Annotated in this window: 33 protein-coding genes and 1 riboswitch; of the genes, 15 read left to right on the plus strand and 18 right to left on the minus strand. The window is 70.0% G+C overall.

Going from position 1 to position 25,976, the window contains the following annotated elements; translation table 11 throughout:
• Nucleotides 1-42 precede the first annotated feature (42 nt).
• The 12 genes from ACFQ7F_RS20205 to ACFQ7F_RS20260 all read right to left on the minus strand — a co-directional run bounded on the left by ACFQ7F_RS20205 (nt 43) and on the right by ACFQ7F_RS20260 (nt 7,445).
• Nucleotides 43-360: a gas vesicle protein K gene (locus tag ACFQ7F_RS20205; protein ID WP_383272202.1), complete on the minus strand. Its 318-nt coding sequence runs from the start codon at nt 358-360 to the stop codon at nt 43-45.
• Nucleotides 357-545: a gas vesicle protein gene (locus tag ACFQ7F_RS20210; protein WP_383272204.1), complete on the minus strand. Its 189-nt coding sequence runs from the start codon at nt 543-545 to the stop codon at nt 357-359. Before ACFQ7F_RS20210 ends, ACFQ7F_RS20205 begins: the two co-directional genes overlap by 4 nt.
• Nucleotides 542-1,342 (minus strand): GvpL/GvpF family gas vesicle protein, encoded by an 801-nt coding sequence (locus ACFQ7F_RS20215; protein ID WP_383272206.1) that lies wholly within the window; start codon nt 1,340-1,342, stop codon nt 542-544. The genes ACFQ7F_RS20210 and ACFQ7F_RS20215 overlap by 4 nt, the downstream gene beginning before the upstream one ends.
• Nucleotides 1,339-1,731 carry a gas vesicle protein gene (locus ACFQ7F_RS20220; RefSeq protein ID WP_383272208.1) on the minus strand — a complete coding sequence of 131 codons (393 nt, stop codon included), beginning with the start codon at nt 1,729-1,731 and terminating at the stop codon, nt 1,339-1,341. Before ACFQ7F_RS20220 ends, ACFQ7F_RS20215 begins: the two co-directional genes overlap by 4 nt.
• Nucleotides 1,728-2,846 (minus strand): SRPBCC family protein, encoded by a 1,119-nt coding sequence (locus tag ACFQ7F_RS20225; RefSeq protein ID WP_383272210.1) that lies wholly within the window; start codon nt 2,844-2,846, stop codon nt 1,728-1,730. The genes ACFQ7F_RS20220 and ACFQ7F_RS20225 overlap by 4 nt, the downstream gene beginning before the upstream one ends.
• Complete coding sequence (locus ACFQ7F_RS20230) at nt 2,839-3,510, minus strand: DNA primase (protein ID WP_383272303.1); 672 nt, start codon at nt 3,508-3,510, stop codon at nt 2,839-2,841. Before ACFQ7F_RS20230 ends, ACFQ7F_RS20225 begins: the two co-directional genes overlap by 8 nt.
• Nucleotides 3,510-3,770, minus strand: a complete 261-nt coding sequence (locus ACFQ7F_RS20235; protein ID WP_383272212.1) for a gas vesicle protein GvpG — start codon at nt 3,768-3,770, stop codon at nt 3,510-3,512. Before ACFQ7F_RS20235 ends, ACFQ7F_RS20230 begins: the two co-directional genes overlap by 1 nt.
• Before the next feature lie 4 nt (nt 3,771-3,774).
• The gene (locus tag ACFQ7F_RS20240; protein ID WP_383272214.1) at nt 3,775-4,554 is read right to left on the minus strand and encodes a GvpL/GvpF family gas vesicle protein; all 780 of its coding nucleotides are present in this window, start codon (nt 4,552-4,554) and stop codon (nt 3,775-3,777) included.
• The gene (locus tag ACFQ7F_RS20245; protein ID WP_383272216.1) at nt 4,551-4,976 is read right to left on the minus strand and encodes a gas vesicle structural protein GvpA; all 426 of its coding nucleotides are present in this window, start codon (nt 4,974-4,976) and stop codon (nt 4,551-4,553) included. The genes ACFQ7F_RS20240 and ACFQ7F_RS20245 overlap by 4 nt, the downstream gene beginning before the upstream one ends.
• A gap of 101 nt (nt 4,977-5,077) precedes the next feature.
• Nucleotides 5,078-5,491: a gas vesicle protein gene (locus tag ACFQ7F_RS20250; RefSeq protein ID WP_383272218.1), complete on the minus strand. Its 414-nt coding sequence runs from the start codon at nt 5,489-5,491 to the stop codon at nt 5,078-5,080.
• A 69-nt stretch (nt 5,492-5,560) separates the two neighbouring features.
• On the minus strand, nt 5,561-5,968 hold the full coding sequence (locus ACFQ7F_RS20255; RefSeq protein ID WP_383272220.1) for a phage holin family protein: 408 nt from the start codon (nt 5,966-5,968) through the stop codon (nt 5,561-5,563).
• The gene (locus ACFQ7F_RS20260) at nt 5,919-7,445 is read right to left on the minus strand and encodes an amidase (protein ID WP_383272222.1); all 1,527 of its coding nucleotides are present in this window, start codon (nt 7,443-7,445) and stop codon (nt 5,919-5,921) included. Before ACFQ7F_RS20260 ends, ACFQ7F_RS20255 begins: the two co-directional genes overlap by 50 nt.
• Nucleotides 7,446-7,652: 207 nt before the next feature.
• Between ACFQ7F_RS20260 and ACFQ7F_RS20265 the strand changes: the two genes are divergently transcribed.
• The 4 genes from ACFQ7F_RS20265 to ACFQ7F_RS20280 all read left to right on the plus strand — a co-directional run bounded on the left by ACFQ7F_RS20265 (nt 7,653) and on the right by ACFQ7F_RS20280 (nt 10,360).
• Complete coding sequence (locus ACFQ7F_RS20265; protein WP_383272224.1) at nt 7,653-8,288, plus strand: ATP-dependent Clp protease proteolytic subunit; 636 nt, start codon at nt 7,653-7,655, stop codon at nt 8,286-8,288.
• A 7-nt stretch (nt 8,289-8,295) separates the two neighbouring features.
• Nucleotides 8,296-8,604, plus strand: coding sequence for a hypothetical protein (locus ACFQ7F_RS20270; RefSeq protein ID WP_383272226.1), 309 nt, complete (start codon nt 8,296-8,298; stop codon nt 8,602-8,604).
• A gap of 354 nt (nt 8,605-8,958) precedes the next feature.
• Nucleotides 8,959-9,131, plus strand: a riboswitch (cyclic di-AMP (ydaO/yuaA leader).
• Between the two features lie 3 nt (nt 9,132-9,134).
• Nucleotides 9,135-9,608, plus strand: coding sequence for a C40 family peptidase (locus ACFQ7F_RS20275; protein WP_383272228.1), 474 nt, complete (start codon nt 9,135-9,137; stop codon nt 9,606-9,608).
• A gap of 161 nt (nt 9,609-9,769) precedes the next feature.
• On the plus strand, nt 9,770-10,360 hold the full coding sequence (locus tag ACFQ7F_RS20280) for a DUF6328 family protein (protein ID WP_383272230.1): 591 nt from the start codon (nt 9,770-9,772) through the stop codon (nt 10,358-10,360).
• On the opposite strand, the gene ACFQ7F_RS20285 is transcribed toward ACFQ7F_RS20280, so the two are convergent.
• A complete protein-coding gene (locus ACFQ7F_RS20285; RefSeq protein ID WP_383272232.1) occupies nt 10,314-10,943 on the minus strand; it encodes a LysE family translocator in 630 nt (209 codons plus the stop codon). The two genes, ACFQ7F_RS20280 and ACFQ7F_RS20285, sit on opposite strands and share 47 nt — an antisense overlap.
• A 99-nt stretch (nt 10,944-11,042) precedes the next feature.
• Between ACFQ7F_RS20285 and ACFQ7F_RS20290 the strand changes: the two genes are divergently transcribed.
• The gene (locus tag ACFQ7F_RS20290; protein ID WP_383272234.1) at nt 11,043-11,954 is read left to right on the plus strand and encodes a LysR family transcriptional regulator; all 912 of its coding nucleotides are present in this window, start codon (nt 11,043-11,045) and stop codon (nt 11,952-11,954) included.
• On the opposite strand, the gene ACFQ7F_RS20295 is transcribed toward ACFQ7F_RS20290, so the two are convergent.
• Nucleotides 11,943-12,413, minus strand: a complete 471-nt coding sequence (locus ACFQ7F_RS20295) for an ATP-binding protein (protein ID WP_383272236.1) — start codon at nt 12,411-12,413, stop codon at nt 11,943-11,945. The genes ACFQ7F_RS20290 and ACFQ7F_RS20295 overlap by 12 nt on opposite strands.
• Before the next feature lie 269 nt (nt 12,414-12,682).
• Between ACFQ7F_RS20295 and ACFQ7F_RS20300 the strand changes: the two genes are divergently transcribed.
• Both ACFQ7F_RS20300 and ACFQ7F_RS20305 read left to right on the plus strand, forming a co-directional pair.
• Nucleotides 12,683-13,543, plus strand: coding sequence for a helix-turn-helix domain-containing protein (locus ACFQ7F_RS20300; protein WP_383272238.1), 861 nt, complete (start codon nt 12,683-12,685; stop codon nt 13,541-13,543).
• A 9-nt stretch (nt 13,544-13,552) separates the two neighbouring features.
• Entirely contained in the window at nt 13,553-13,777 is a 225-nt protein-coding gene (locus ACFQ7F_RS20305) for a DUF397 domain-containing protein (RefSeq protein ID WP_383272240.1), read from the plus strand.
• Here the strand turns inward: ACFQ7F_RS20305 and ACFQ7F_RS20310 are convergent, their stop codons facing one another.
• Entirely contained in the window at nt 13,778-14,920 is a 1,143-nt protein-coding gene (locus ACFQ7F_RS20310) for an 8-amino-7-oxononanoate synthase (RefSeq protein WP_383272242.1), read from the minus strand. It lies immediately after the preceding gene.
• A 163-nt stretch (nt 14,921-15,083) separates the two neighbouring features.
• On the opposite strand from ACFQ7F_RS20310, the gene bioB reads away from it, so the two are divergent.
• The 4 genes from bioB (at nt 15,084) to ACFQ7F_RS20330 (ending at nt 19,539) form a co-directional block, all read left to right on the plus strand.
• A complete protein-coding gene (gene bioB, locus ACFQ7F_RS20315) occupies nt 15,084-16,277 on the plus strand; it encodes a biotin synthase BioB (RefSeq protein WP_383272244.1) in 1,194 nt (397 codons plus the stop codon).
• Nucleotides 16,270-17,568, plus strand: coding sequence for an adenosylmethionine--8-amino-7-oxononanoate transaminase (locus ACFQ7F_RS20320; RefSeq protein ID WP_383272246.1), 1,299 nt, complete (start codon nt 16,270-16,272; stop codon nt 17,566-17,568). Before bioB ends, ACFQ7F_RS20320 begins: the two co-directional genes overlap by 8 nt.
• 1 nt (nt 17,569) lies before the next feature.
• Complete coding sequence (bioD, locus tag ACFQ7F_RS20325; RefSeq protein ID WP_383272248.1) at nt 17,570-18,298, plus strand: dethiobiotin synthase; 729 nt, start codon at nt 17,570-17,572, stop codon at nt 18,296-18,298.
• A gap of 569 nt (nt 18,299-18,867) precedes the next feature.
• Complete coding sequence (locus ACFQ7F_RS20330; protein WP_383272250.1) at nt 18,868-19,539, plus strand: class I SAM-dependent methyltransferase; 672 nt, start codon at nt 18,868-18,870, stop codon at nt 19,537-19,539.
• 35 nt (nt 19,540-19,574) lie between these two features.
• Here the strand turns inward: ACFQ7F_RS20330 and ACFQ7F_RS20335 are convergent, their stop codons facing one another.
• The 3 genes from ACFQ7F_RS20335 to ACFQ7F_RS20345 all read right to left on the minus strand — a co-directional run bounded on the left by ACFQ7F_RS20335 (nt 19,575) and on the right by ACFQ7F_RS20345 (nt 20,664).
• Nucleotides 19,575-19,937 carry a VOC family protein gene (locus ACFQ7F_RS20335; RefSeq protein WP_383272252.1) on the minus strand — a complete coding sequence of 121 codons (363 nt, stop codon included), beginning with the start codon at nt 19,935-19,937 and terminating at the stop codon, nt 19,575-19,577.
• Nucleotides 19,938-20,060: 123 nt separating this feature from the next.
• Nucleotides 20,061-20,432: a fic family toxin-antitoxin system, toxin component gene (locus ACFQ7F_RS20340; protein ID WP_383272254.1), complete on the minus strand. Its 372-nt coding sequence runs from the start codon at nt 20,430-20,432 to the stop codon at nt 20,061-20,063.
• Nucleotides 20,433-20,436: 4 nt separating this feature from the next.
• Nucleotides 20,437-20,664, minus strand: a complete 228-nt coding sequence (locus ACFQ7F_RS20345) for an antitoxin (protein WP_383272256.1) — start codon at nt 20,662-20,664, stop codon at nt 20,437-20,439.
• Nucleotides 20,665-20,880: 216 nt separating this feature from the next.
• On the opposite strand from ACFQ7F_RS20345, the gene ACFQ7F_RS20350 reads away from it, so the two are divergent.
• The 4 genes from ACFQ7F_RS20350 (at nt 20,881) to ACFQ7F_RS20365 (ending at nt 25,781) form a co-directional block, all read left to right on the plus strand.
• The gene (locus tag ACFQ7F_RS20350; protein WP_383272258.1) at nt 20,881-21,744 is read left to right on the plus strand and encodes an ABC transporter ATP-binding protein; all 864 of its coding nucleotides are present in this window, start codon (nt 20,881-20,883) and stop codon (nt 21,742-21,744) included.
• A gap of 14 nt (nt 21,745-21,758) precedes the next feature.
• Complete coding sequence (locus ACFQ7F_RS20355; RefSeq protein ID WP_383272260.1) at nt 21,759-24,323, plus strand: ABC transporter permease; 2,565 nt, start codon at nt 21,759-21,761, stop codon at nt 24,321-24,323.
• Between the two features lie 48 nt (nt 24,324-24,371).
• The gene (locus tag ACFQ7F_RS20360) at nt 24,372-25,262 is read left to right on the plus strand and encodes an LLM class F420-dependent oxidoreductase (RefSeq protein ID WP_383272262.1); all 891 of its coding nucleotides are present in this window, start codon (nt 24,372-24,374) and stop codon (nt 25,260-25,262) included.
• Between the two features lie 93 nt (nt 25,263-25,355).
• Nucleotides 25,356-25,781, plus strand: coding sequence for a GNAT family N-acetyltransferase (locus ACFQ7F_RS20365; protein WP_383272265.1), 426 nt, complete (start codon nt 25,356-25,358; stop codon nt 25,779-25,781).
• Nucleotides 25,782-25,976 lie beyond the last annotated feature (195 nt).

Below are 25,976 nucleotides of genomic sequence, written 5' to 3' on the forward strand. Positions count from 1 at the left end.
TGCTGTCCGCTGTGTGCTTGTGTGCTCAGCGAGGAGCTGGAGCTACTCCCTGGGAAGCAGCGGCCCCAACGGCCCGAGGTCCAGATTCAGGTCCTCGGGCCGCAGGCCGTAGCGCTCGCGCAGTTCGGCCATACGGTCGTCGAGGAGCATCAGAGTGAGCCCGATGCGCTCCTCCTGGTCCTCGTCGAGCTCCCCGGTGTCGAAACGACGTACGGCCTGCCGCTCCATGAGCTGACGCAGCAGCTCCACGACGGTCAGGACGAGCTTGATCAGGTCACGTTCCACCGTGTCCGGTTCGAGTTCGAGACGGTTCTTCCCCGCCGTCTTCCCTGCCGTCTTCCCCTGCGCCCGCTCGCTCACAGAAACTCCTCGAAAGGTGAGGGGACTTGCTCGTTCACCGAGCTGATGAGTGCGTTCAGGTCGATACGGACGAGGTCGACGTCCGCGATACGCAAGGTGAGGTCCCCGGTGATGACGACCCCGCCCGCGAGCAACCGGTCGAGCAGGTCGACCAGGGCGACCTCCCGGCGTTCGACGACGGTCACAGTCCCGCCTCCCCCGCCACGCCGTCCGGCGTGCCGTCCTCGTCGGCATCCACACCCGCGAAGGAGTACGCGGCCCACGGTCCGGTGAGTTCCACGCGCAGACCTGACTCCTCGCTCTGTACGCCTTGCACCAGTTCCACGAAGGCCTCCGAGTCCGAACGCGCCACCAGATAAGCCGCGTTGAGTACGTTGCGGCCCGATTCCCGGGAGAGCGCGGAGTTCTGAGGCGCGTGCAGTCGGGCTCCCTCCGCGTGCCCGCAGAGCATGTCGTGCAGCCGGCGCGCGAACTTCTCGGCGCTCTCCCACATCTCTTCGTGAGCCCTGTTGCGCTGTCGGCGCTGGCGCAGATAGTCCCGCCCCGTAGCGGCCTTCTCCGGCTCCTCGGCCGGGCGGGCCGCCTCGGCCTCGGCATAGATCTTGACGCCCCATTCGACGCGGCCGTCGAGCCGCTCCAGCGTCCTGCGGAACGAGTCCTCCCGCTCCTCCATCATCGCGCGCACGCCCGCGTCGTCCCGGAACACGGTGGCGAGCCGCAGCGGCAGCGGAGTGGTGACGGCGGTGAGCGCGTCGATCACGGCCTGGTGGGCGCGCGCGGTCGCGCTCAGCCAGTCCAGATCCTCCAGATGGCGCCGGAGCGGTTCCTCGGCGAAGTCCCGCTCCGGCACGGTGCCGACCACGGCGATCAGGCCGTGGTGCGGCAGCTGACCGGGGGGCGCGCCGTCCACCCCGGTCACCTGGGCCTGGAGCGCCGCGTCGAAGGGACGGCAGATGGCGTAGACGTACCGCAGTCCGCTCATGTGCTTTCCTCCGTCTTGCCTTGCTCCGTCTTGCCTTGCTCCACCTTGCGTCGCGCCGGCTTCCGTCGCTCCGACCTGCCTTGCTCCAGCTGCTCCAGCTCGGCGACATGGGCACGCAACTCGGCGTTCTCACGCGTGAGTTCCTTGCTGTGTGCGCGGGAGGACAGCTCGGGGTCGTCCTCCCACCAGTCGATCCCCATCTCCTTCGCCTTGTCGACGGAGCAGACGATGAGCCGCAGCTTGATGGTGAGCAGTTCGATGTCGAGCAGGTTGATCCTGATGTCACCCGCGATCACAATGCCCTTGTCGAGCACTCGCTCCAGGATGTCGGCCAGGTTCGCGCCGCCGCCCTGCCCGTACGGCTCGGGCATCCGACCGGCCATGGTCATCGGCGACTCCCGCTCATCGCGGGCTCTTCTTCTTCGTACTTCGCCTCGTCCTCGCCCTCGTCTGCTTCTCCCTCTTCTCCCTCTTCCCCTTCGTCTTCCTCGTACCTCGCCTCGTCCTCGTCCTCCTCGTCCTCTTGCTCGTCCTCGTAGGACTCCTCAGGCTCCTCGGTCTCCTCGGGCGCTTCCTCGTCGTCGCGCTCGTACTCGTCCTCGGCGACGTCCTCCGATTCGCCCTCGCCCTCGCCCTGCTCCTCCTCGAGCGCGTCCTCATGGCTCTGGACGACCTCGCCGTCGCGGATCTCGCCGCGCCAGCCGTCCTCCGCCTCGCCCTTGATGGTGATGAAGCGGGCGAAGTTCTTCAGGTCGAGCCGTGCCCGGCGGCCCTGCGCGCGCCAGATGTTGCCGGTCTTCTCGAAGAGCCCCTTCGGGTAGTACTCCAGGACCAGCAGGACACGCGTGAGGTTCGCGGCCAGCGAGTGGAAGGAGACGACGCCCTTCGTCGTACCCTTCGCGCCCTCCGAGGTCCAGGCGATCCGGTCGTCCGCCACCTGCTCGGTGGTGTGGGCCTTCCAGCTCCGGCTGGACCAGAAAACCTTGGCCTGCCAGTCGGATGTGGTGTCGTCGGCGCGGTTCGCGCTCTTGACGCCCTTGGCGAAGGTGCTGAACTCCTGGTACTGGGTCCACTGGTCGTACGCCGTGCGCAGCGGCACGCCGACGTCCACGAACTCCATGATGACCGTCGGCTTCTGGCCGGCCCCGCCCTTGCGGCGGCCCTTGCCGCCGGTCATGTTCTTGAAGGCGCCGATCACATTGTCCTTGGCACGCCCCGCACCGACCTCGATGGCGGACCGCAGCGGCCCCTTGCCCTCGGCCATCTTGCGGCCGCCGTCGAGGGCGAGTTTGGCGAACCCCGGGCTGTTGCCCTCGGCGATGTCGTTGAGCTTGCCCGTCGTCTCGCCGAGCTTGTGACCCACTCCGACGAGCAGACGCTGGGCCTGGGCTCCGAGATAGTCCTGGACCTCCGACTTCAGCCGGTCGGCGGCTTCGCTCTGCGCGATACCGGCGAGCGGATTCTCCTTGGCGCCGTCCTTCGCGGACTTCAGGGTGTCACTCATCACGACCGCCCTCCTTCGGCGACCGGGCTCCGGTGGCGCGGCCCGCGGAGGTCTTCGCCGCGGTCCTGGCCGGAGCCTTCTTCGCCGTCTTCCTGGCAGGGCTCTTCTGTGCCGCTGTCTTACGGGCGGGGCTCTTCTTCGCCGGCGCCTTCCTGGGGGCGGCCCTCTGCTCGGGCGCCTTCTTCCTCGGCCGGGGCTTCTCCTCGCTCTCCTCGCGCTCCTCGGGCTGCGCCTCCGCGGACTCCTCGTCGTCCCGGTCATCCCGGTCGTCGTCGTACTCCTCGTACGCGTCGTCCGGCTCCTCGGCGGCCTCGTCCTCGCTGTCGCGCCCCGGTACGTCCGGTGTCACGCCCGCGAGGTGGTCCCGCACATCTGCCGTACGTCCGTGCAGCCGGTCGGCGAGGCTCGAGATCTGCCGCTCGACCAGCGCTCCGGATGCCGCCTTGCCGACCCCGCGCAGGTCCCCGCGCAGCTGGTCGCCGATCTCCTTGAACTGCGGGTTGTTCTGCAGTTGCTGGGACAGCAGGTCCCCAAGGGCACGCGGGCTCAGATTCATCCGCTTGCCGGCCACCATGGTGCCGACCGCGAAGGCCAGCTTCATCTTCTTCGTACGCCCTAGGACGTATCCGGCCCCTATGGCGAGGCCCAATCCCACTCGATTCATCATGTGGTCCCGTTGTCAGTTCCCGCGCCGGTGCGCAGGCCTATTTCCAGGCGGTCGAGCAACTCGTCCTCCCGGCTGTCGAATTCCTCCTCACCGATCTCCCCCGACTCGAGCTGCTGCTCGAGAAGGGCGAGTTCGGACCGGACGGTGGCCGGGTCGTAGTACAGGCGCTCGGCCTCGGCGAGTACCTGGCTCACCGCCCAGAGGCCGCCGCGCACCGGGGCGAACGGCAGCATCAGTACTTCACCGATCAGTCCCATGTGCTTACTCCCGGCCGCTCTGCGAGCCCATGGCCTCCGGCGTGGCTCCCGCAGGATCGGAGGGTCCTGGCTCTACGAAGCTGTAGGGCGGCAGTGGGCCGTTGACACGCAGTTCGACGTGCGGATGGCTCTTGCGCGCTTCCTCGACGGCGTCGAGGAACGCCCCGGCCGAGTCACGCTCCACCAGGAGCGACAGGTTGGCCAGCCAACCGGTGGACTCGGGGCCCACGCTGACGGCGTGCGCCGTCGGCTCCAGAAGGCGGTGCAGTTCCACCGCGTCCTCGGCCTCCCGGCTCTGGAGCGCGGCCACCACCATCTCGCCGAGCTGCAACTTCTGTTCGTAACTGCCGCCGCCCGCCTGCCGGTTGCTCTCGGCGAGGGACTGCACCTCGGCGTTGTCGGCCATCACGCGGTGCAGCGCGGCCTGTTCGTCGTGGCTGGCCTTGACGTTGTACTCGACCTTGCCCGCCAGTGTCGTGAGCCGCTCGCGATAGTGCTCGGCGCGTTCCGCGAGCACGCTCGCGACGGCCGTGTCGTCCGGAGCGACGTTGCCGAACCGCATGGGAAGGACCGGACCTGCCGCGCCCGCCTCGTTCAGCACGTTCTGATGGGCCAGCAGGTCATTGCGCTTGGCGCGGAGCCCCTCGGGCGCGTCACTGACGATGGCCGCGAGGTCGCCCTCCTTGATGATGCGCACAGGGCGTGCCGGCTTTCCCACGCCGCCGATTCCTTCGGGGAGCGAAGGGTGCGAGCTCGCGGTGATTCCGTAGACGTACGTACTCATTCCTGCTCCTCCTTCCTGCGCGCGGACGTGCTCTTGCGTGCACGCGGGCGGGGCTCCGACTGGCCCTCTTCACGCGACTGCTTGAACGCGTCGGAGATGGTCTCGGCGGCACCGGACAGTGCACCCTTGGACTTGCCGCGCGCACCGGATTCGGTCATCTCGCCCACGAGGTCGGGGAGTCCGGGGCTCTTGTGCGGGCCTGCCTCCAGGTCGAGGCGGTTGCACGCCTCGGCGAAGCGCAGATAGGTGTCGACGCTGGCGACGACCACACGCACATCGATCTTCAGGATCTCGATGCCGACGATCGAGACACGCACGAAGGCGTCGATGACGAGCCCGCGGTCAAGTACGAGCTCCAGGACGTCGTAGAGGCCACTGGTGCCTCCCGATCCGCCTCCTTGCTGTGCAGGGACTACGGTCATGCCGACCGACCCTCCTTAGTCTGGGAAGTCTGGGGTGAGAGCCGCTCCGTGGAGGGAGCCGCTCTGTGAAGAGAGCTGCGGAATCCCGCGCGGCGCGGGCTCTAACGGCCTCCGGCCTTGGTGGAGTCGGCGCGCCCGCGTTCGTAGCGGCGGGTGCGCCGGTAGCCCAGGAGTTCGCCCTGCGGGTCGCACTCCACCTGGTAGCTCGCGAGGAGACTCATCGTGTCCGGTACCCGGGTGAGTTCCAGGACTTCGATCTCCAACGTCCAGCCGTCCTCGGTCTGTTCGAAGGACGACACGGATTCGGCGGCCATCCCGGTGAGCTCGGCGAGCTGGGTGCGCGCCGTGCGCAGCACCTCCATGGGGCCTGGCCGACTGTTCGCCCTGCCGCTTTCCGCGCGTTCGGTCCTGCTGTTCTCCGCGCGTTCGGTCTTCCCGCTTTCCGCGCGTTCAGTTGAGTTTCGCGAGTTCTGCGAACTCGTCTTCCTCTTCGCTGGATCTGACGATGTGTTCACGTTGGCCACCTCTTCTTCACGGGTGGCCCGTAATTCGTTGGCCAAACATCCACAGCGAGGTACCTCGGCTCACTGGCCCCAACGGTGCGGCACCTCGGGATCCACACCCGGATGCGTCGCGTCCACGGTCGGCGGTGTCACCGGCCGTTCAGGCGCCGTCGGCGGTGACATGGGCGGAGGAGCCACGGAAGGACGGGCCGCCCCGCGCAGCAGATAGGCCACGACACCGAGTACCACCGCGGTGATCAGCGCGGCCGCCCAGTCGGGCAGCCCAAGGGCGAGCACGAGGCCGAACGCGAGCGCCAGTGCGGCACCCGCGTAGAAGCCGACGGCACCCGCCCCCGCGTACAGCGCGGCCTTGCGGCGCTGTTTTCGTGTCTGCTCTCTCAGCTCGTCGCGTACGGCCTCGCGGGCTGCTCGCGTCAGTTCATCGACGAGACTCTTGTCCGGATGCTCCAGTTGCTCCAAGCGATTCATTGCGTCCGAGTACCCGGCCGCCCGAACGCGTAACGCCGCACTCCGGCCTGCGCCGGCCGTGCCGGGTGGCCCGCTCGAAGGCGTGACCGATCTGCAGAACCCGTAGATCGGCACGGTGCGGCCCGACGATCTGCAGCCCGACCGGCAGTCCGGCCGGGGTGAAGCCGGCGGGCACCGACAGCGCCGGGCTGCCGGTCGCGGACACCAGATACGCCGAGCGCATCCATTCCAGGTAGTCGGACATCGACACCCCGCCGACCTCGGCCGGGTACTCCAACTCGACGGGAAATGGCACCACTTGGCTGGTCGGCAGGATCAGGGCGTCGTACCGCTCGAAGAACTCCCTTACGCGGTGGAACAGTTCGCCGTGCAGCACGGTGGCCCGCTCCAGGTCGATGCCGGTGAGCGTTCGCCCCTGCCGTACGTTCCGGACCAGGCTGGGCTTCATCCGGTCGGCCGCGGTCTCCACAAGCTCGCCGAGCGCCAGATGGAACTGCCAGGCGCGGAAGGTGCGGAACACCTCGTCGGCGCCGGAGAGATCAGGGCACGCCTCCTCGACCGTGCACCCGAGGTCGGCGAAGACCGTGACAGCGGGCGCGAACACGTCGGTGACCTCGCGGTCGACCGGCACCGCTCCGCCCAGGTCAGGCGACCAGGCGATCCGCAGCCCCGTCAGATCCCGCTCCAGTGATCCGCCGAACGCACTCCCCGGTGTCTCCAGGGCGATCGGCGAGCGAGGGTCGGGCCCGGCGACGACGGACAGCAGCAGGGCGGCGTCGGCGACCGTGCGCGCCATCGGCCCCTGCACGGCCATCGTCGACCACGGGGTGGTGTCCGGCCAGCTCGGCACCCGGCCCGGCGAGGGGCGCAGGCCCACCACGTTGCAGAAGGACGCGGGGTTGCGCAGGGAGCCGCCCATGTCGCTGCCGTCGGCCAGGGGGTGCATTCCGCACGCGAGCGCCGCCGCCGCTCCCCCGCTGCTGCCGCCCGCCGACCGCTGAAGGTCGTACGGGTTGCGGGTGGCGCCGAAGACCGGATTGACGGTGTGCGAACCGGCCGCGAACTCGGGCACGTTGGTCTTGCCGATGGTGATCGCCCCGGCGGCGCGGATGCGCTCGACGATCAGCTCGTCGCGGTCCGGGACGTTGTCGGCCAGGAGCGGCGTCCCGTAGGTGGTCCGGATTCCGCGGGTGTCGTGCGTGTCCTTGTGGGCGATGGGCAGCCCGTGCAGCGGGCCGAGCGGTTCACCGCGCGCTGTCTGTTCGTCGGCGGTGTACGCCTCGTCGAGCGCGCGCTCCGCCGAGAGGGTCACCACGGCGTTCACGGCGCCGTTGACCTGCTCGATCCGGTCCAGGTGCGCCTGGACGACCTCTCGCGCGGACAGCTCGCGGGTGCGGATCCGGGCGGCGAGCTCGCGGGCGGTGAGGTGAACGAGCTCCGCGGCGCCGGGGACTCGGTGGGCTTCTTCAGGGCTCATACGACGCTTTCGGCTCGGGGCGGTGGGCTGCTGGCGTTCGTTGCCGCGTTCTCGGCATGCGCTTTCAGCGAGCGGCTGAAACACGGCCCGTCTGTTGACTCCGGCGGATCACCCGAACATGCTCCTCACCACGACGTTACGTACGTCCTGTACGTTTTTTACAGGAAGCCTTGGGGCAGCCGACCCCCGGTAGAGGAGAGACGTGCCATGAACCGACCGTTCGCCCGCTATGTCCTGCCCGAGTTCACCGAGCGCACCAGCACGGGACAGCGGACCGTCGATCCGTACTCGAAGCTGCTCGAAGAGCGCATCGTCTTCCTCGGGACGCCGATCGACGACACCTCCGCCAACGACGTGATGGCGCAGTTCATGCACCTCGAACACCAGGCGCCCGACCGCGACATCTCGCTCTACATCAACTCCCCCGGCGGCTCGTTCAGCGCGATGACGGCCATCTACGACACGATCCAGTTCGTCACGTGCGACGTGGAGACGACCTGCCTGGGCCAGGCCGCGTCGGCGGCCGCCGTCCTCCTTGCCGCGGGCACCCCCGGCAAGCGATGCGCGCTGCCCGGCGCCCGGGTCCTCATCCATCAGCCCTCGCTCGCCGAGCCGGTCCACGGTCAGGCGACCGACCTGGCGATCCAGGCCGAAGAGCTCCTGCGCACCCGGGCCAAACTGGAGAAGCTGCTCGTCCGGCACACGGGCCGGAGCCCGGAGCGCGTCGCGGCCGACATCGAGCGCGACAAGATCCTCAGCGCCCCCGAAGCAGTCGAGTACGGCCTGGTGGACCGGATCATCGCGAGCCGCAAGTCATCCCCGCGCACCCCGGGCGCGAGGTGAGCCACCGGTGCTGCCGCCCGAGCTTCCTCCCCTGCCCGCACTCACCCGCGCCGAGGGCGAGTTGATCGACCGATACCTCGAAGTGGTCGACCTGGTCGGCCGGATCAACCCGGCGCGCGCCTCGGACACCTACGGCGGGCTGCGCGCGGCCCAGGCCCTGGTGGGCAGCGCAACCGCACTGCGGGACGCCCTGACGCTCATGCACCAGCGGGGCGAGAGCGCCGTGCACGCGCCGACGCTGGCCCGAGCGCTACGTGTGCTCGACGGCGAGCGGCGAGCCGGGCGGGTCACCGTGCCACCCCCGTCGGCATCCTGAGCACCCATCACCACAGCTCTGACGCCCGAACCGTCCGGGACGGGGCTCAAACGAACCAAACGGGCTACCTCGTTCGGCGTAGACGTTCGTAGTCATTTGTGCCGTCTGCAGTTGCGTCAGATGTGTACGCGATGGCCGGAATTCCTCGTTCCGGTGCTGGTCGAACGATCGTCGGGTTCCTCGGTCCGGTCCCGAATCAGACCTTGTCCACCCGAACGGTTCAGCCGTGAGGAGCCTCACAAAACGCCGTTTCGGCTCGGAATTCGCACCCTTGACGGGTCAAGATCCCTTCCGACGACAAGCCCCCGCCACAGCGGCGGGGCGGTCCGGGCGGACGCCGAGTCCTGCCGCCACCCGGATGACCGGTCGACATCGGTGCATCGGCAGGAGTGGAGGACCCAGGCATGACGGGTCGGTCCGGAAGGTCCGGACGCCGACCCTTGGGGTGAAGCCGCACACCGCGGCCGGGCAACTTCGCCAGCCCGAATCCGACAGGTCATCCTTCACAGGCGGCTGACGAAGGGTTGCGCATGACCGCGCTGAATCATGTTCCGTCGCTGCTCGCCAGGGCCGGCTCCGTATCGGTCCTCACGCTCGCCGTCGTAGGCGGCACCCTCGTGGCCCCAGGGCTCACGACGGAGGCAGAGGCCGCGACGCACGGGACCAAAGCGCTCAAGATCGCCGCCTCCAAGAAAGGCTCGCCGTACCGCTGGGGAGCGACGGGGCCACACAGGTTCGACTGCTCCGGCCTGACGCTCTACTCGTTCAAGCGCGCGGGCAAGAAGCTGCCTCGCACCGCCGCACAGCAGTACAACAAGACCCGCCATGTCTCGGCGTCGAAACGCTCCCGCGGCGACCTGGTCTTCTTCCACTCCGGCCGGAACGTCTACCACGTCGGCATCTACGCCGGGAAGGGCCGGATCTGGCACGCCCCGAAGTCGAACACCGTGGTGCGGCTCGAGAAGATCTGGACGAAGAGCGTCTGGTACGGCAGGGTGCGCTGATCACCCGTCACTGAACGTCAGCTGTCGGACGGCGGCGGGGGCCTCACGGCTGCCGCCGCCGCTCGGCCGATCCATTGCCGGCCCTCGCCCGGCCCACGCCAGGCCCTCTGATCGGCGCGCCCGCCAGGCGTGGACGGCGCCCACACGGATACTCGTGCGCCATGGCCGAAAACAACGGTGCCCCCATCGCAGGCGACCCGCCTCCGCGCAACGAGACGAGCTTCGAGCGCGCCGACCGCAATTTCTCCGAGATCCTCCAGGAGCTGCGCGTCACACAGGCCGGGGTGCAGATCCTCTTCGCGTTCCTGTTGACGCTCGCCTTCACCGAACGCTTCCCCTCGCTCGACACGGTGCAGCGCGCCACGTACGTCACCACACTGCTGCTCGCCGTCCTGTCCGCCGCGCTGTTCACCGCACCGGCCGCCGTGCACAGGTCGCTGTTCGGGCAGCACTCCAAGCCGCGGATCGTGCGGGTGTCGTCCCGCCTCGCCGGTTTCGGCATGGTGGTCCTGGTGTTCGCGCTCGCCGGTTCCGTGCTCCTGGTCGTGGACGTGGCGGTGGGCCGCACCGGTGGGATCATCGCGAGCGCGGGCACCCTTGTGGTGTGTGCGGGCCTCTGGGGCCTGCTTCCCGTCCTGGTGCGCGGCGCGGGCAAGGGCGAGTACGACGACGACACCGGCAGCGGCACCGGCGGGTCGGACGGCGTCACGCCGTCAGGGCCTCGGCCAGGAGCACCAGGCCAAGGACGCTGAGCACGACGCCCGTGCCGCCCTCGATCGCACGAGCCGTACGCGGCCTCCGCAGCCATCGGCCGAGCCGGTCCACCAGGAGCGCGACGACCGGGAACCACACCAGGGCCAGGGCCACGATGATGGACGCGAGCAGCAGTGTCCTGGGCATCGCGGGGCTGCCCGCGGGTACGAACTGGGGCAGCACGCTGAGGAAGGTGATGGGTGCCTTGGGGTTGAGGGCGTTGGTGAGGAAGCCCTGCCGCAGACTGCCCCCGGCTGCTGACCGCTCCTCACCCTCCGGCGCGCCGAAGCTCTGCGGCGCACGCGCCGCCGACCGCAGCGCGCGGTACCCGAGGTACAGCACATAAGCCCCGCCCATGATCTGCAGCACCCGGAACAGCGTGGGGACCGCCGCCAGGACGGCCGCGACCCCGGCCACCGCGAGCACCGTGTGCACCACGAGCCCGCCCGCGACACCGATCGCGCAGACGATTCCGGCGCGGCGCGATGCGAGGGCGTTGCGTACCACCACGGCGAAGTCGGCGCCCGGCACGGCGACCATGCCCGCGGCGACTCCGGTGAAGGCGACCAGTTGAGCGTCCATGGCCTCAAGGCTGCCTTCCTTCTGCCTTCAGCAGGTATGTGGAATATCCTGGGTCTGCCTTAAGCAGGCGTTTAGCCCCCCCGGCACCGGGAGACTTCCATGTACGACCCGACGCGGCTCGCCGCACTGGTGGCGGTCTCCGAGGCCGGGTCGATCACCCGCGCCGCCGAACGCCTCGGCTACACCGTGCCCGCCCTCTCCCAGCAGCTGGCCAAGCTCGAACGGGAGGCGGGCACCTCGCTCCTGGTCCGGCATCACCGCGGGGCACGGCTCACCGGCGCGGGTGAGCTGCTTCTGGCGCGGGCACGCCGGGTCCTCGACGAGATGGAGCAGGCCCGGCACGAACTGGCCCAGCTGGCGGGCCTGTCCGGCGGCAGCCTGCGCGTGGGGACCTTCACCACCGCCGGGATCCATCTGATGCCGCCCGCCCTCACCGCGTTCCGCCGCGCTCATCCGGACATCGAACTGACGGTGCGGGACTATGAACCGCCGCTCGGCGTCGCGGCCGTGGCTGCGGGCGAGGTCGACCTGGCCCTCACGCACACCTATGAGCCCGCGGATGCGGTGCCTCTGCCCGCGTCCGTGTCAGCGGAGCCGGTCCTTGTCGAGGAGTTGGTCCTGGTGACCTCGCCAGGACACGCGCTCGCGAGCGCCTCGTCACGACTGCCCCTGAGCGAGCTCGCCGGTCAGCCGCTGATCAGCATGGCGCCGACGCATCCACCCCGACAGGGCGTGGAGTCCGCGCTAGTCCGGGCCGGGGCGACCCCCGCGGTCCTGGTCGAGACTCCGGGGTACGCACTGGTGTGCGCGCTGGTCAGCGCCGGGCTCGGCGTCGCCGTCGTACCGGAGATGGTGGCGCGGACGGCGGTCACCCCGGTGGGGGTCAGGCCGCTTGAGCCGGGGGATCTGCGCCGTACGATCTCGGTCGTCCACCGCTCCGACGGATCGCATCCCGCGGCGGACACCTTCCGGGCGCTGCTCCGTGGGGCCTTCGGACGCTCAGCGGGGTGAGGGCGAAGCCGACGGAGCCGCTGTGGTGTCACCTCTGATCGTCGCGGTCCACGGCAGCGCGATCCAGACCGTCTTGCCGCCCTCGGGAGTGGGCGTGACCGAGAGCCTGCCCCCGCACTCCATGGTCAGCCAGCGGATGATCACCAGGCCGCGGCCGTTGTCCTGCTGGACCGCGGCGGGCAGCCGCTTCGGGTAGCGGGGGTGGCTGTCGGTGACGCCGATGCGCAGTTGCTCCTCCCGGTCCAGCTCGATCTCGACCGTGAAGGTGGGCGACTGGCCCCGGGTGTGCTGGACGGCGTTCGTGGCGAGTTCGGAGACGATGAGCCGGACCGTGTCAGCCACTTCCGTGTCGCCCGGGAGGCCCCACTCGGACAGGACGTTCAAGACGTACTTCCGGGCAGCGGAGACCGAGGCAGGATCGCTCGGCAGGGTGACGGATGCTTCCTGAAGGTCTGCCATGGCGACGCGGTCCCTTTCCCACCGGGGCTCGGCTCCGACTCGTAGCGGAAGGCACGAGGACAGTCCCGGAATGGTGCTTTGCGCCAGCCTGCCACTCCTGGGGTGCTCACAGGTGGCCATCCACCAAGATGTGCATATATCTGTCGCTCGAAGCGGTGAACTCTGCTACGGAAGACCGTATTTGGGCGCGAGGCCGACGCTTCCTCTACTGTCGCCGGTGAAAGGCCTGAGGAGTCCGGGACAGAGGCTCCGTCGGGAAGGAGACGGACATGCGGTACGGTCCCGCGGTGCGCCGCCGGAAACTCGGTGCCGAGCTCCGCGCGCTGCGCTCGCACGCCGGACTCACCAGCGGCCAGGCGGCGGACCGGGTCGGCTGGCATCAGTCGAAGGTCAGCCGGATCGAGACGGGGCGTAGCGGCGCCAAGGCGGCCGACGTACGCCTGCTGCTCGAGGCGTACGAGGTGAAGGACCCGCAACTGCGTCAGTTGCTGGTCGCGCTTGCGGGCTCCGAGGACGACGGCGGGCGCCGCCACTGGTGGCATGCCTACCGCGAGCTGCTGCCGCCCGCCTACCGCGACTTCATCAGCCTGGAGTCGCAGGCCTGCCGGGTCCGCACCCTGGAGACCACCGTCGTGCCGGGCCTGCTGCAGACTCCGGACTACGCGCGTGCGGTGACGCGGGCAGCGCTCGACGGAAGGCCGGACGAGCAGGTGGACGCGCTGGTCGAGGTACGGCTGGCCCGCCAGGACGTGCTGCGCACGGCTCCGCCGCTGCGCCTGAGCGTGGTCCTGGACGAGGCCGTGCTGCACCGGCCGGTGGGCGGCAGCCAGGTGCTCGCGGGCCAGTTGAAACGGTTACTGGAAGCCTCGCGCCTCCCTCACGTGCGGATTCAGGTGCTGCCGTTCGCCGCCGGGGAGCATGTGGGTCTCATCGGCTCTTTCGTTATTTTCTCATTTCCGAACATTGCTGATCTGGATGTGGTTGTTCTCGACCACTTGACGAGTAGCCTCTACCTCGAACGGAGAGAGGACCTCCAGGCGTACACGGATGCCTTCAACTCCCTTCAACGAAAGGCACTTTCACCCGAGGAATCAACGGATCACATCGCCGGGATACGTGACGGCGCGTAAGGGGGCACCATGACTGCACTGCCTCGGCACGTACCTTCAAGCACGTCTCTGCACGACGCACGGTGGCACCGCAGCAGCCACAGCAACGGCATGAACAACTGCGTGGAGACAGCCCCGCTCGCTTCAGGGCCGAAGCAGGGGCTGTTCGCCGTGCGCGATTCGAAGAACACGGCAGGGCCCGCCCTGCTCTTCTCACCCGCCACATGGGAGGCCTTCGTCCACGGCCTCCGGTGACTACCGGGGTGCGCTGCGGCTGATCACTCGTACGGCATCGGCGATCTCTGTGTCGGTGAGATCCGCACGGGCGGTCAGCCGCAGCCGCGAGATACCGTCGGGTACCGACGGCGGACGGAAGCAGCCGACGGCGAGGCCCGCGTTCCTGCAGTCGGCGGCCCATCGCACGGCCGTTTCCGGTGACGGCGCACGCACGGAGACGACGGCGGCGTCCGGACTTACCGCCGAGAGACCTTCCGCCGTAAGGCGTTCATGCAGCTCGGCCGCGACCGCGCGGGCCCGTGCGGCGCGCTCGGGCTCCCTGCGCAGCAGGCGCAGAGCCGCGAGTGCCGCTCCCGCGGCGGCCGGGGCGAGCCCCGTGTCGAAGATGAAGGTACGGGCGGCGTTGACCAGGTGGTCGATGACCTTGGCGGGGCCGAGGACCGCGCCGCCCTGGCTGCCGAAGGACTTCGACAGGGTGACCGTGGCCACCGTATGGGCGGCGCCCGCGAGCCCGGCCGCCTGCGGGGCTCCTCGTCCGCCGTCTCCGAGCACCCCGAGCCCATGGGCGTCGTCGACGATGAGTCCGGCACCGAACTCCGCACAAACGGAATCCAGTTCGGTCAGTGAAGCCGCGTCTCCGTCGACCGAGAAGACCGTGTCCGACACGACAACCGCAGGACCCGCGTGGCCGTCGAGCGTCTTGCGCACCGCTTCGGGGTCGGCGTGCGGCACCACCTGCGTCGTACCGCGCGCGAGGCGGCAGCCGTCGATCAGCGAGGCGTGGTTGCCCGCGTCCGAGACGATGAGCGACCCGTGCGGGGCGAGGGCCGTGACGGCGGCGAGGTTCGCGGCATATCCGGAGGAAAGGACCAGGGCGGCCTCGAAGCCGCAGAACTCGGCGAGCTCCCGCTCCAGTTCCGCGTGCAGCTCGGTGGTGCCCGTCACCAAACGGGAGCCGGTCGCGCCGCCGCCCCAGCGCCGGGCCGCGGCCGCCGCGCCCTCCGTGATCTCGGGGTGCCTCGCAAGGCCCAGATAGTCGTTGCTCGCCAGGTCGAGGAGGCCGCCGGCGTCGGCGGGGCGGGGGCGCAGGGTGCGGACGAGTCCGGCCCTGGCGCGCAGGCTCGCCTGCTCGTCGATCCAGTCGAACGGCGAGCTCGCCATGGGGGTTCCTCCGGGTCGTGAGCACTGGCCGGTTTGTAGACAGTGCACAGACCCTAGCCGTCCGGCCACCGGGCCAGGATGTGGCAATACCCACACCTCTCAGCCTTTCTGTTGTGCGAACTCTCCTTGGAAAGGGAGGCTCTCGTACGTAAGGATCAGCGCCATGGATCTGCTGAACACGCTGGTGGACAAGGGGCTTCGGCGCGAGCTGCCGACCCGCGAAGAGGCGCTGGCCGTGCTGGCCACCTCCGACGACGAGCTTCTCGACGTGGTTGCCGCTGCCGGAAAGGTACGGCGGCAGTGGTTCGGGCGCCGGGTGAAACTCAACTATCTGGTCAATCTCAAGTCGGGTCTCTGCCCGGAGGACTGCTCGTACTGTTCGCAGCGTCTCGGCTCGACGGCGGGCATCCTGAAGTACACCTGGCTGAAGCCCGACGAGGCCTCGCAGTCCGCGGCGGCCGGGGTGGCGGGCGGCGCCAAGCGAGTCTGCCTGGTCGCAAGCGGCCGCGGCCCGACCGACCGTGACGTCGACCGCGTCTCGCAGACCATCGAGGCGATCAAGGAGCAGAACGAGGGCGTCGAGGTGTGCGCGTGCCTCGGGCTGCTCTCCGCGGGCCAGGCGGACAAACTGCGCACGGCGGGCGCGGACGCGTACAACCACAATCTCAATACGTCCGAGGGGACGTACGGCCAGATCACCACGACCCACACGTACGCCGACCGCGTAGACACCGTGCAGCAGGCGCAGGCCGCGGGCCTCTCCGCCTGTTCGGGTCTGATCGCGGGCATGGGCGAGACGGATGAGGACCTGGTGGACGTGGTCTACGCGCTGCGCGACCTCGACCCCGACTCGGTTCCGGTCAACTTCCTGATCCCCTTCGAGGGAACCCCGCTGGCCAAGGAGTGGAACCTCACCCCGCAGCGCTGCCTGCGCATCCTCGCGATGGTCCGCTTCGTCTGCCCCGACGTGGAGGTGCGCATCGCGGGTGGCCGCGAGGTGCACCTGCGCACGATGCAGCCCCTGGCCCTGCACCTCGCCAACTCGATCTTCCTGGGCGACTACCTGACCAGTGAGGGCCAGGCGGGCAAGACCGACCTGGAGATGATCGCGGACGCCGGTTTCGAGGTCGAGGGCGCGGGCACGGTGACGCTGCCGGAACACCGCGCCGACGCGATCGCGGCGGCGGGATGCGGGTCGCACGGGGACGGCGGGGGCGGCTGCGGACCGTGCGGCTCCTCGTCCTCGTCCGAAACGGCACCGGCCGAGGCCACGGAGACCGAAGCGTCCGAGGCACGCACGGATCTGGTGGCGGTACGCCGCAGGGGCGCGGGAACGGACCTGGCGCCCAATGCCTGACCTCTCCGGCCTCTCCGTACCCGAACTGCTCGACCTGGACCGACGCCATGTGTGGCATCCGTACGGCCCCATGCCCGGCCGCCAGGAGCCCCTGGTCGTCGAGTCGGCGAGCGGCGTACGGCTGCGGCTCGCGGGCGGCGGGGGTGAGTTGGTCGACGGCATGTCGTCCTGGTGGTCGGCGATCCACGGCTACAACCACCCGGTGCTCAACGACGCCGTGCGCGGCCAGCTGGACCGGATGAGCCATGTCATGTTCGGCGGGCTCACCCATGAGCCCGCGGTCCGCCTCGCGAAGCACCTTGTCGATATGTCGCCGGACGGCCTCGAGCATGTCTTCCTCGCGGACTCCGGTTCGGTGTCGGTCGAGGTCGCGATCAAGATGTGCCTGCAGCACTGGCGTTCCCTCGGCCGCCCGGCCAAGCGGCGGATGCTGACCTGGCGCGGCGGTTACCACGGGGACACCTGGCAGCCCATGTCGGTGTGCGACCCCGAGGGCGGCATGCACGAGCTGTGGCAGGGGGCACTGCCCCAGCAGGTGTTCGCGGACATGCCGCCCGCCGGCTACGAGGCGTACGACGACGCGTACGCCGACCATCTGCGCGAGGTGATCGCCGGCCATGCCGACGAGCTTGCCGCCGTGATCGTGGAGCCCGTGGTGCAGGGCGCGGGGGGTATGCGGTTCCACTCCCCCGCCTATCTGCGGGTGTTGCGGGAGGCCTGCGACGAGCACGACGTGCTGCTCGTGTTCGACGAGATCGCCACGGGGTTCGGTCGCACGGGCGCGCTGTTCGCCGCGGACCACGCGGGTGTCACGCCCGATGTGATGTGCCTGGGCAAGGCGCTGACCGGCGGCTATATGACGCTGGCGGCCACGCTGTGCACGCCGCGGGTCGCGGACGGCATCTCGCGGGGCGAGGTTCCTGTCCTGGCCCACGGCCCGACGTTCATGGGCAATCCGCTCGCCGCCGCGGTGGCCTGCGCCTCGATCGAGCTGCTGCTCGGGCAGGACTGGCGGACCGAGGTCAAGCGCATCGAGGCGGGCCTGCGCGGCGCGCTGGCCGAAGCCGCCGGACTGCCGGGCGTACGGGACGTACGGGTGCTCGGCGCGATCGGCGTCGTACAGCTCGACCACGACGTGGACATGGCGGCGGCCACGCGCGCCGCGACGCGCGAGGGGGTGTGGGTGCGGCCGTTCCGCGACCTCATCTACACGATGCCGCCGTTCGTCACGAGCGACGACGACGTGGCACGGATCGGGCGCGCGGTGTGCGCGGCCGCGAAGGAGGGCTGAGATGACGGTCATCGTGGTGTCAGGTACCGGCACCGAGATCGGCAAGACGGTCACGACGGCTGCCGTGGCCGCCCTGGCGCTCGCCGCGGGGCGCAGTGTCGCGGTGCTCAAGCCCGCGCAGACGGGGGTGGCACCCGGCGAGCCGGGCGACGCGCAGGAGGTGACGCGTCTCGCGGGCGACGAGATCACCACCCTCGAACTCGCCCGCTTTCCCGAGCCGTTGGCGCCGAACACCGCCGCGCGGCGGGCAGGCATGGCGCCGGTCCGTCCCTACGAAGTGGCCGAGGCGGCGCAGAAGTTGGCGGCCGGGCACGACCTGGTCCTGATCGAGGGCGCGGGCGGCCTGCTCGTGCGCTACGACGACGAGGGCGCCACCCTCGCCGACGCCGCACGCCTGCTCACCGCCCCGGTCCTCATGGTCGCGCCGGCGGGCCTCGGCACGCTGAACACGACGGCACTCACCGCGGAGGCGCTGCGGGCCCGCGCCCTGGAGCCGTTGGGGGTGACGATCGGCAGCTGGCCCGCCGCACCGGACCTGGCCTCGCACTGCAACCTCGCGGACCTGCCACAGGCGGCGGGCGCACCGCTTCTCGGCGCGGTGCCGCAGGGCGCGGGCGCACTCGCGCCGGACGACTTCCGCGCCCGGGCCGGGGGCTGGCTGGGGCCGGAGCTGGGGGGCACCTGGAACAGCGCGGCGTTCACGGCACGGGAGACGCCGGGGGCGCGGTAGGCGCCGGGGCTCTGAGGACGCCGGGGCACTGAGCCTGCCGGAGCGACACCGGCGGGCGCGGCTGCGGCTCTCGTGCGACTCCGCTGCGGTCCTCCTGCGGCCTCCGGCGCGGCTGTGTTGCGGTTTCGGTGCGGATACGGGGGCTCCCTCACGGTTGTCGTGCGACTCTGCCGAGGTTCTCGTGGGCCTCCGCTGCGGTCCTCCAGCGGCCGGTCCCTCACGCGGCGGCGCCGCGGTTGTCATGCGCATACCCCGGGCGGCGCCTACGCGGTTCTCGTACGACTTCGCCGAGGTACTCGTGGGGCGCCACCCCGGTTCCCATAAGACTCCCCCCGCGAGTCCGTGCGGCTCCCCTGCCGCCCTCACACGGCCCCGGCAGGCTTCCCGCCATTCCGGTCGAGTGAACCTCAGTGCTCGACCGTCGCACCACCGCCGAACACGCCGCACGCAGGCACCATCGGCACGCACGCAGGTGCTCCAGAGCGGTCGACCAGCAAGCATCCGCGTGGGGGAAAGCGGCGCGACCTGGGCACCATTCCGGTATCCGCTCGCCCCTTCGAGGAGGTCCCATGTCATCTCGCTCCGCCAAGGCCGCGTCCCGGGACGCCGTGCACCACCCCGTCTTCGCCCGTTTCTACGCCCGCCAGAGCGTGGCCGCCGAGCGTGTGATCGCCGCGTACCGCAAGGAGCTGCTCTCCGGTCTCTCCGGTCGTGTGATCGAGGTCGGCGCGGGGAACGGTCTGAACTTCGCGCACTATCCCCCGGCGGTGTCCGAGGTCGTGGCCATCGAACCGGAGCGCACCCTGCGGCAACTGGCCGCGTCCACGGCCGTACGGGTCGACGTACCGGTCGACGTCGTACCCGGCGTCGCCGAGGCGCTGCCCGTCAAGAGCGAGGCCTTCGACGGCGCCGTGACCTCACTGGTGCTGTGCAGCGTGCGCGATGTACCCCGCGCCCTCGGCGAGCTGCGGCGCGTCCTGCGCCCCGGCGGCGAACTGCGGTTCTTCGAGCACGGCGTGGCTCCGGGCGCGGCGATGGCGACCGCGCAGCGGGCCCTGGACCGCACGGTCTGGCCCCTGCTCTTCGGCGGCTGTCATGTCGCCCGGGACACGGTGGGCGCCCTGCGCTCCGCGGGATTCGAGATCGGCCCGTACCGAAGGCTTCTGGTGCCCCCGAAGGGTCCGCGGCTGCCCTCTTCGTACTGCGTGCTCGGTACGGCCCGGCGGCCGGAGAACGACTGAATCGCCCCGCGCCGACGGGCGCCCGGCGCCGGGCGTCAGATCACCTGCGTGAGGTTGACCGCGTTGCCGTCCGGGTCCTTGATGTGCGCGACGCGCTGCCCCCACGGCATGTCGTTGGCGGGTCCGAGCGCCTCGCCGCCGAGGGCGTCCACCCGCTTGAGGAGGTCGTCCACCGCCTCCACCGCCACGCTCAGCAGAATGCGCTGCGGCGTGCCGAGCGGCACGCTCGCGTCCGAGACGACGCCGAGCTGCGAGTCGCCGATGCGCAGGTCCACGAAGAACGCGGGCCCCTCCTCCGGACTCCTCGACACCTCCTCGGCCCCGAACAACTCCTGGTAGAACCGCAGCAGGCGGTCGAGTTCAGGGGTGATGATCATCGGCTGGATGGCGGCAGGCATGGACGTCCTCCTGAAGTACGGCTCTCTCTCGCCGAACCTATCCTCGCCGCATGATCAACGGTGTGTGAACTGGCCTCAGGGGGCGCGGAGTTCACCCGCCCGGGGACCGACGCCGGGCGGGGGCTACAAGCTCCACTTCCGCAGCTCCTCCGCGATGGCGTGCACGCTCGCCCCGTCCTCCTTCACGAGCCGGGCCAGTTCGCGCACCTGCTCGGGCGAGGTGACGACCTTCATGCCGCTGGCGACCAGATAGGCGTAGGCGGCGGACGAGGCGAAGAGGGCGTTGGAGCGTTCCAGGGCGGGGATGTGCAGGAGGACCTGCAGCAGGGCGGCGGCGCGGTCGTGGGGACCTTCGTAGACGGGCACGCCGAAAATCTCCGCCTCGTGCCGACTGACGGCGGCCACCAGGGCACCCCAGTCGGTGACCTGCGGGTCTCCGGGCGTCTTGTGTTCGGCGATCATCAACAGCCAGGCAAGATCGATTCTGAGGTTCAAGGGCTCAACGACGACCCTCGCGCTCGGGACCGAACTCTTCGGCGAAGACGGATTCGTACTGCTTCATAAAGTCGGCGGCGGCCTCGACGAAGGTGTGACCGATTTCGCCGGCGTCCTGTTTGACCAGTTCCTCGATGTAGCGGTTCACGCTCATCCCGCGGGCGAGGGCACGCTCCCGAGCGGCCCTGGCGGTGCCTTCGTCCACCCGCACGTTCAGCTGAGTCTTCGCCATACGTTCAAGCTAGCGCCGCAGCGCTAGCACCGACAAGAGGGCATGGGAGAGCACGGGAGAGCGCAGGGGCGCACACGAGGGCCGGGTGAGCACCGGGCCAGTGTCCCTTACACACGTATCCGGTTCACGACCTTGGAGGGATACCGACCCCATTGCCGACCCTCTACTCTCGGCAGGATTAAGGGAGTTGGAACGGCCACGACCCAGGAGGCGGCCTTGTCCACACCTGCTTCGGCACCGGCCACAGGCCTTGCGGAGCCCACCGGGGTCGCCGCACGCGCACGCGCACTGACCAAGGCGTACGGCTCCGGCGAGACCGCCGTGATCGCCCTCGACTCGGTCGACGTGGACATCGCACGCGGCCGTTTCACGGCGGTCATGGGCCCCTCCGGTTCGGGCAAGTCCACGCTCATGCACCTGCTCGCCGGGCTCGACACGGTCTCCGCAGGTCAGGTGTGGCTCGGTGACACCGAGATCACGGGGCTCAAGGACCGGGAGCTGACACAGCTGCGGCGGGACCGCATCGGCTTCATGTTCCAGTCCTTCAACCTCATCCCCACCCTCAACGCCGTCGAGAACATCACGCTGCCGATGGACATCGCGGGCCAGCGCCCCGACCGCGAGTGGCTCGAGTACGTCATCGATACGCTCGGCCTGCGCGATCGCCTGAAGCACCGGCCCGCCCAGCTTTCCGGCGGCCAGCAGCAGCGCGTGGCCTGCGCGCGGGCGCTCGCGTCGCGCCCCGAGCTGATCTTCGCGGACGAGCCGACCGGCAACCTCGACTCCCGCGCGGGCCTCGAAGTGCTCGGCTTCCTGCGCGAGGCCGTCGACAAGCTGGAGCAGACCGTCGTCATGGTCACCCACGACCCGGGCGCGGCCGCCCACGCCGACCTGGTGCTCTTCCTCGCGGACGGCAGGATCGTCGACGAGATGCCGCGTCCGACGGCGGAATCGGTCCTGGAACGCCTCAAGCGGTTCGACGCCGCTCACGCGTTGCCGCAGCCGCAGGAGAGCCGCGGCGACGCCGACGGCGGTCAGGGCCTCGGCAGCAAGGTCGACAGCAAGCCGGAACGGGACTGAGGCGGTCCGCGGCCATGCTGAAGGCGACGCTCAGGAGCTTCCTCGCGCACAAGGGCAGGCTGCTGCTCTCCGCACTCGCCGTGATTCTCTCGGTGGCGTTCGTCGCGGGCAGCCTCATCTTCTCGGACACGGTGGCCCGCACCTTCGACCGGCTCTTCGCCTCGACGTCCGCCGATGTGACCGTCGAGCCGAGGGAGAACCTCGACGAGGCGGTGCCGTCGGGCCAGACGCCGACGATCCCCGCGAAGCTCGCAGGGCGTGTCGCCGAGATCGACGGGGTCGCCCGGACCCGTGTCGACGCGGCCGTCGAGAACATCACGGTCGTCGACAGCAAGAACGACCCGGTGGGCCCCACCACCGGCGCCCCCACCATCGCCACCAACTGGCAGGTCACCGACCGCAGCCCCGTCGATCTGACCTCGGGGCACGCCCCTCGCGGCAAGCACCAGGCGCTGCTCGACGCGGACACGGCCGACAAGAAGGACGTGCAGATCGGCGACACCCTCACGGTGCTCGCCGCGCCCGGCTCGTTCAAGGTCAAGGTCGTCGGCATCGTCACCTTCACCACCACCAACCCCGGCGCGGCCCTGGTCTTCCTGGACACTCCGGCCGCCCAGCGCGAGCTCCTGGGCAACAAGGACGCGGCGACGGGCATCTCGGTGGACGCCGACCCCGGTGTGAGCGACACCGAACTCAAGCGGCGTATCGCCGCCGAACTGGGCTCGGGATACGACCTGAAGACCGCCGACGAACAGGCCGATTCGGCCGCGTCCGACCTCGGCGGCTTCCTGGACGTGATCAAGTACGTGATGCTCGGCTTCGCGGGCATCGCCGTCCTGGTCGGCATCTTCCTGATCGTCAACACCTTCTCGATGCTGATCGCGCAGCGCACCCGCGAACTGGGCCTGCTGCGCGCGCTCGGAGCCGACCGCAGGCAGGTCCGCCGCTCCGTGCTCACCGAGGCGGTCCTGCTCGGTGTGGTCGGTTCGACGGTCGGCCTCGCGGCGGGGATCGGTCTCGCCGCCGGTCTCATCGAGCTGATGGGCCTGTTCGGGATGAACCTGAAGTCCACCGAGATGGTCATCGGGTGGGGAACTCCCGTCGCCTCGTACGTGGTCGGGGTCGGCGTCACGTTCGTCGCGGCGTACCTCCCGGCACGGCGTGCGGCCCATGTCTCGCCGATGGCGGCGCTCGCCGACGCGGAGATCGCGGGCGTGGGAAGGCCGTTGAAGATCCGCGCGGCGATCGGCGTGGTCGTCGGGGCCGCGGGCGCCGCCGCGCTCGTGGGCTGCGCCGCCTCGGAGCAGACGTCCACGGCCGCGTCCCTGCTCGGGCTCGGCCTCGTCCTCACCCTGATCGCCACCGTGATCGCGGGACCGCTCCTCGTCCGCCCGGTGATCCGGGTGCTCGGCGGCGCGTTCCCCGCGCTGTTCGGCTCGGTCGGCCGGATGAGCCAGCGCAACGCGCTGCGCAACCCGCGCCGCACGGGCGCAACGGCCGCCGCCCTCATGGTGGGTCTCGCCCTGGTGAGCGGCATGTCGGTGGCGAGCGCGTCGATGACCAAGTCGTTCGACGAACAGATCGACAAGACCCTCGGCGCCGACTTCGTCGTACAGAACAGCAACTTCGTGCCGTTCTCGCGGGAGATCACCGAGAAGGTGCGGGACACCGAGGGCGCGGGGCTCGTCGTGCGTCAGCGGTTCGCGCCGGTGAAGGTGTCCATGCCGGACGGCAAGAGCGTGGAGACGACCGCGGCAGGCTACGACCCGCGCCTCGACGACGTCGCCCACGTCACGTACGTCTCAGGCGACACCTCCAAGGCGCTCGCGCCCGGAAACATCGCCATGCAGCGGGACTTCGCGCGGGACCACAAGATCCGGATGGGCTCGAAGCTGCCCGTGGAGTTCCCCGGCGGGCGCAAGACGGAGCTGACGGTGGGCGCGCTCACCGACCAGCCGGGAGCCGAGGGGTTCGGCGTCGAGGGCGGGCTCTTCTTCGGCATGGAGACCGTCGAGGAGTTCGTGCCGGGCGGCCAGGACTCCGCGCTGTACGTGAACGCGGCCCCGGGCACGGGGCCCGACACGCTGCGCGACCGTCTTGAGAAGACGCTGGATCCGTTCCCGCAGGTGCAGGTCCGCGACCAGGCCGACTACAAGGATCTGATCCGCGAGCAGATCGCCGTGATGCTCTACCTCGTCTACGCGCTGCTCGGCCTCGCGATCATCATCGCGGTGCTCGGCGTGGTCAACACCCTGGCCCTCTCCGTCGTCGAGCGCACCCGCGAGATCGGTCTGCTGCGCGCCATCGGGCTCGCCAGGCGACAACTGCGCCGGATGATCCGCCTGGAGTCGGTGGTGATCGCGGTGTTCGGCGCGCTGCTCGGCCTTGCGCTCGGTCTGGTGTGGGGCGTCGCGGCACAGCAGGTGCTCGCGCTGCAGGGCATGACGGCGTTCGCGATCCCCTGGACGACGGTGATCGCGGTCCTGATCGGATCGGTGGTCGTCGGCCTCGCGGCGGCGCTGCTGCCCGCGCTGCGTGCATCGCGCATGAATGTGCTGGCGGCCATCGCGCACGAGTGATGAACTGGGGCGGCTGTGCCCAACTGTCCGTACTCATGAGGAGAGTTCATGGCCCGCCCGTTCCGTTTCGGGGTCAACATGGTCACCGCTTCCACCGGGGACGAGTGGCGCAAGAAGTGCCGCAAGGCAGAGGCGCTCGGCTACGACGTCATCCTGGTCGCCGACCATCTCGGCATGCCCGCCCCGTTCCCCTCGGTCGTCGCCGCCGCCGAGGCCACCGAGCGGCCCCGCGTCGGGACGTTCGTACTGAACGCCGGGTTCTGGAACCCCATGCTGCTCGCCCGCGAGGTGGCTACCACGGACGCGCTCACGGGCGGCCGCCTCGAGCTGGGGCTCGGCACGGGCTACGTCAAACCGGAGCACGACGCGGCCGGACTGCCCTGGGGCACCCCCGGTGAGCGCGTGGACCATCTCCGGCGCACCATTGAGGAGTTGGGCAGACTCTTCGGCTCCGACGAGCACCGACCGCAGCCCCTGCAGAAGCCCCGGCCACCGCTCCTTGTCGGCGGCAACGGCGACCGCATGCTGAAGCTGACCGCCGAGCACGCCGACATCGCGGCGTTCACCGGCGCCAAGGTGGCCCCGGGTGACAGCAGCGGGAAGATGAGCCACCTCACGCCCGAGGAGCTGGACGAGCGGATCGCCACCTACCGGCGTCTCGCCGCGGGCCGCTCAGAACCGGCGGAGCTGAACCTGCTGATCCAGCTGGTCGAGGTGACCGGCGACCGCCGGGGAGCGATACAGCCGGTCCTCGAATACATCCCGCATCTCACCGAGGACGCGGCGCTCGCCCTGCCACTCCTGCTGATCGGCACCGTCCGGCAGATCGCCGACCAGTTGCGCGCCCAGCGGGAGCGGTACGGCTTCTCGTACATCACCGTCCTCGAGCCGTACCTTGAGGCGTTCGGTCCGGTCATCGAGGAGCTGCGCGGCGAGTGAGAGCGGGCACCTGACGGCGCTCTGGACAGCACACGGGCCCGGCCCGCGGAAACCGCTCGCCAGGCAGGCGGACGCACTGCTTACATCTCTCCCATGAGCGATCTCCACATCCGCAACGCGACCCCCTCGGACATCGACACCGTGCTGCGGTTCTGGCGTGAATCCGCGGAAGGCACGAGCATCAGCGACGACCACGACGGCGTGGCCCGCCTCGTCGCACGGGACCCCGGGGCCCTGCTGATCGCGGAGCGCGACGGCCTCATCGCCGGAACCGCGATAGCCGGCTTCGACGGCTGGCGCTGCCACCTCTACCGTCTCGCCGTGCACCCCGACCACCGCCGCCAGGGCATCGGCTCCGCGCTGCTCGCCGCGGCCGAGGAGCGTTTCGTGGGGCTCGGCGGGCGGCGCGGCGACGCCATGGTCCTGGACCGCAATGAGCAGGCCCATCACACGTGGTATGCCGCGGGCTACGCGCCCCAGCCCCAGTGGAGCCGCTGGGTGAAGCATCTCGCCGACTGAGCGGCCGAGCCATGGGTACCCGCAGACAGCCCGGCCGGCCCGGGAAGCCGCAGGAGTGGGCTTTGCTGATCCTTTAAAATGGACGGACCACTCGAACGTCAACGAAAGGTGTGAGCGTCCGCCCATGGGCGAGCCTCCCAGTACCCGACATCGCGCATTCCCCCGGTCCCTGCCCGATCATGGGACGGAGGTGAC

The sequence above is a fragment of the Streptomyces sp. NPDC056486 genome (assembly GCF_042795295.1).
Taxonomy (GTDB): Bacteria; Actinomycetota; Actinomycetes; order Streptomycetales; family Streptomycetaceae; genus Streptomyces.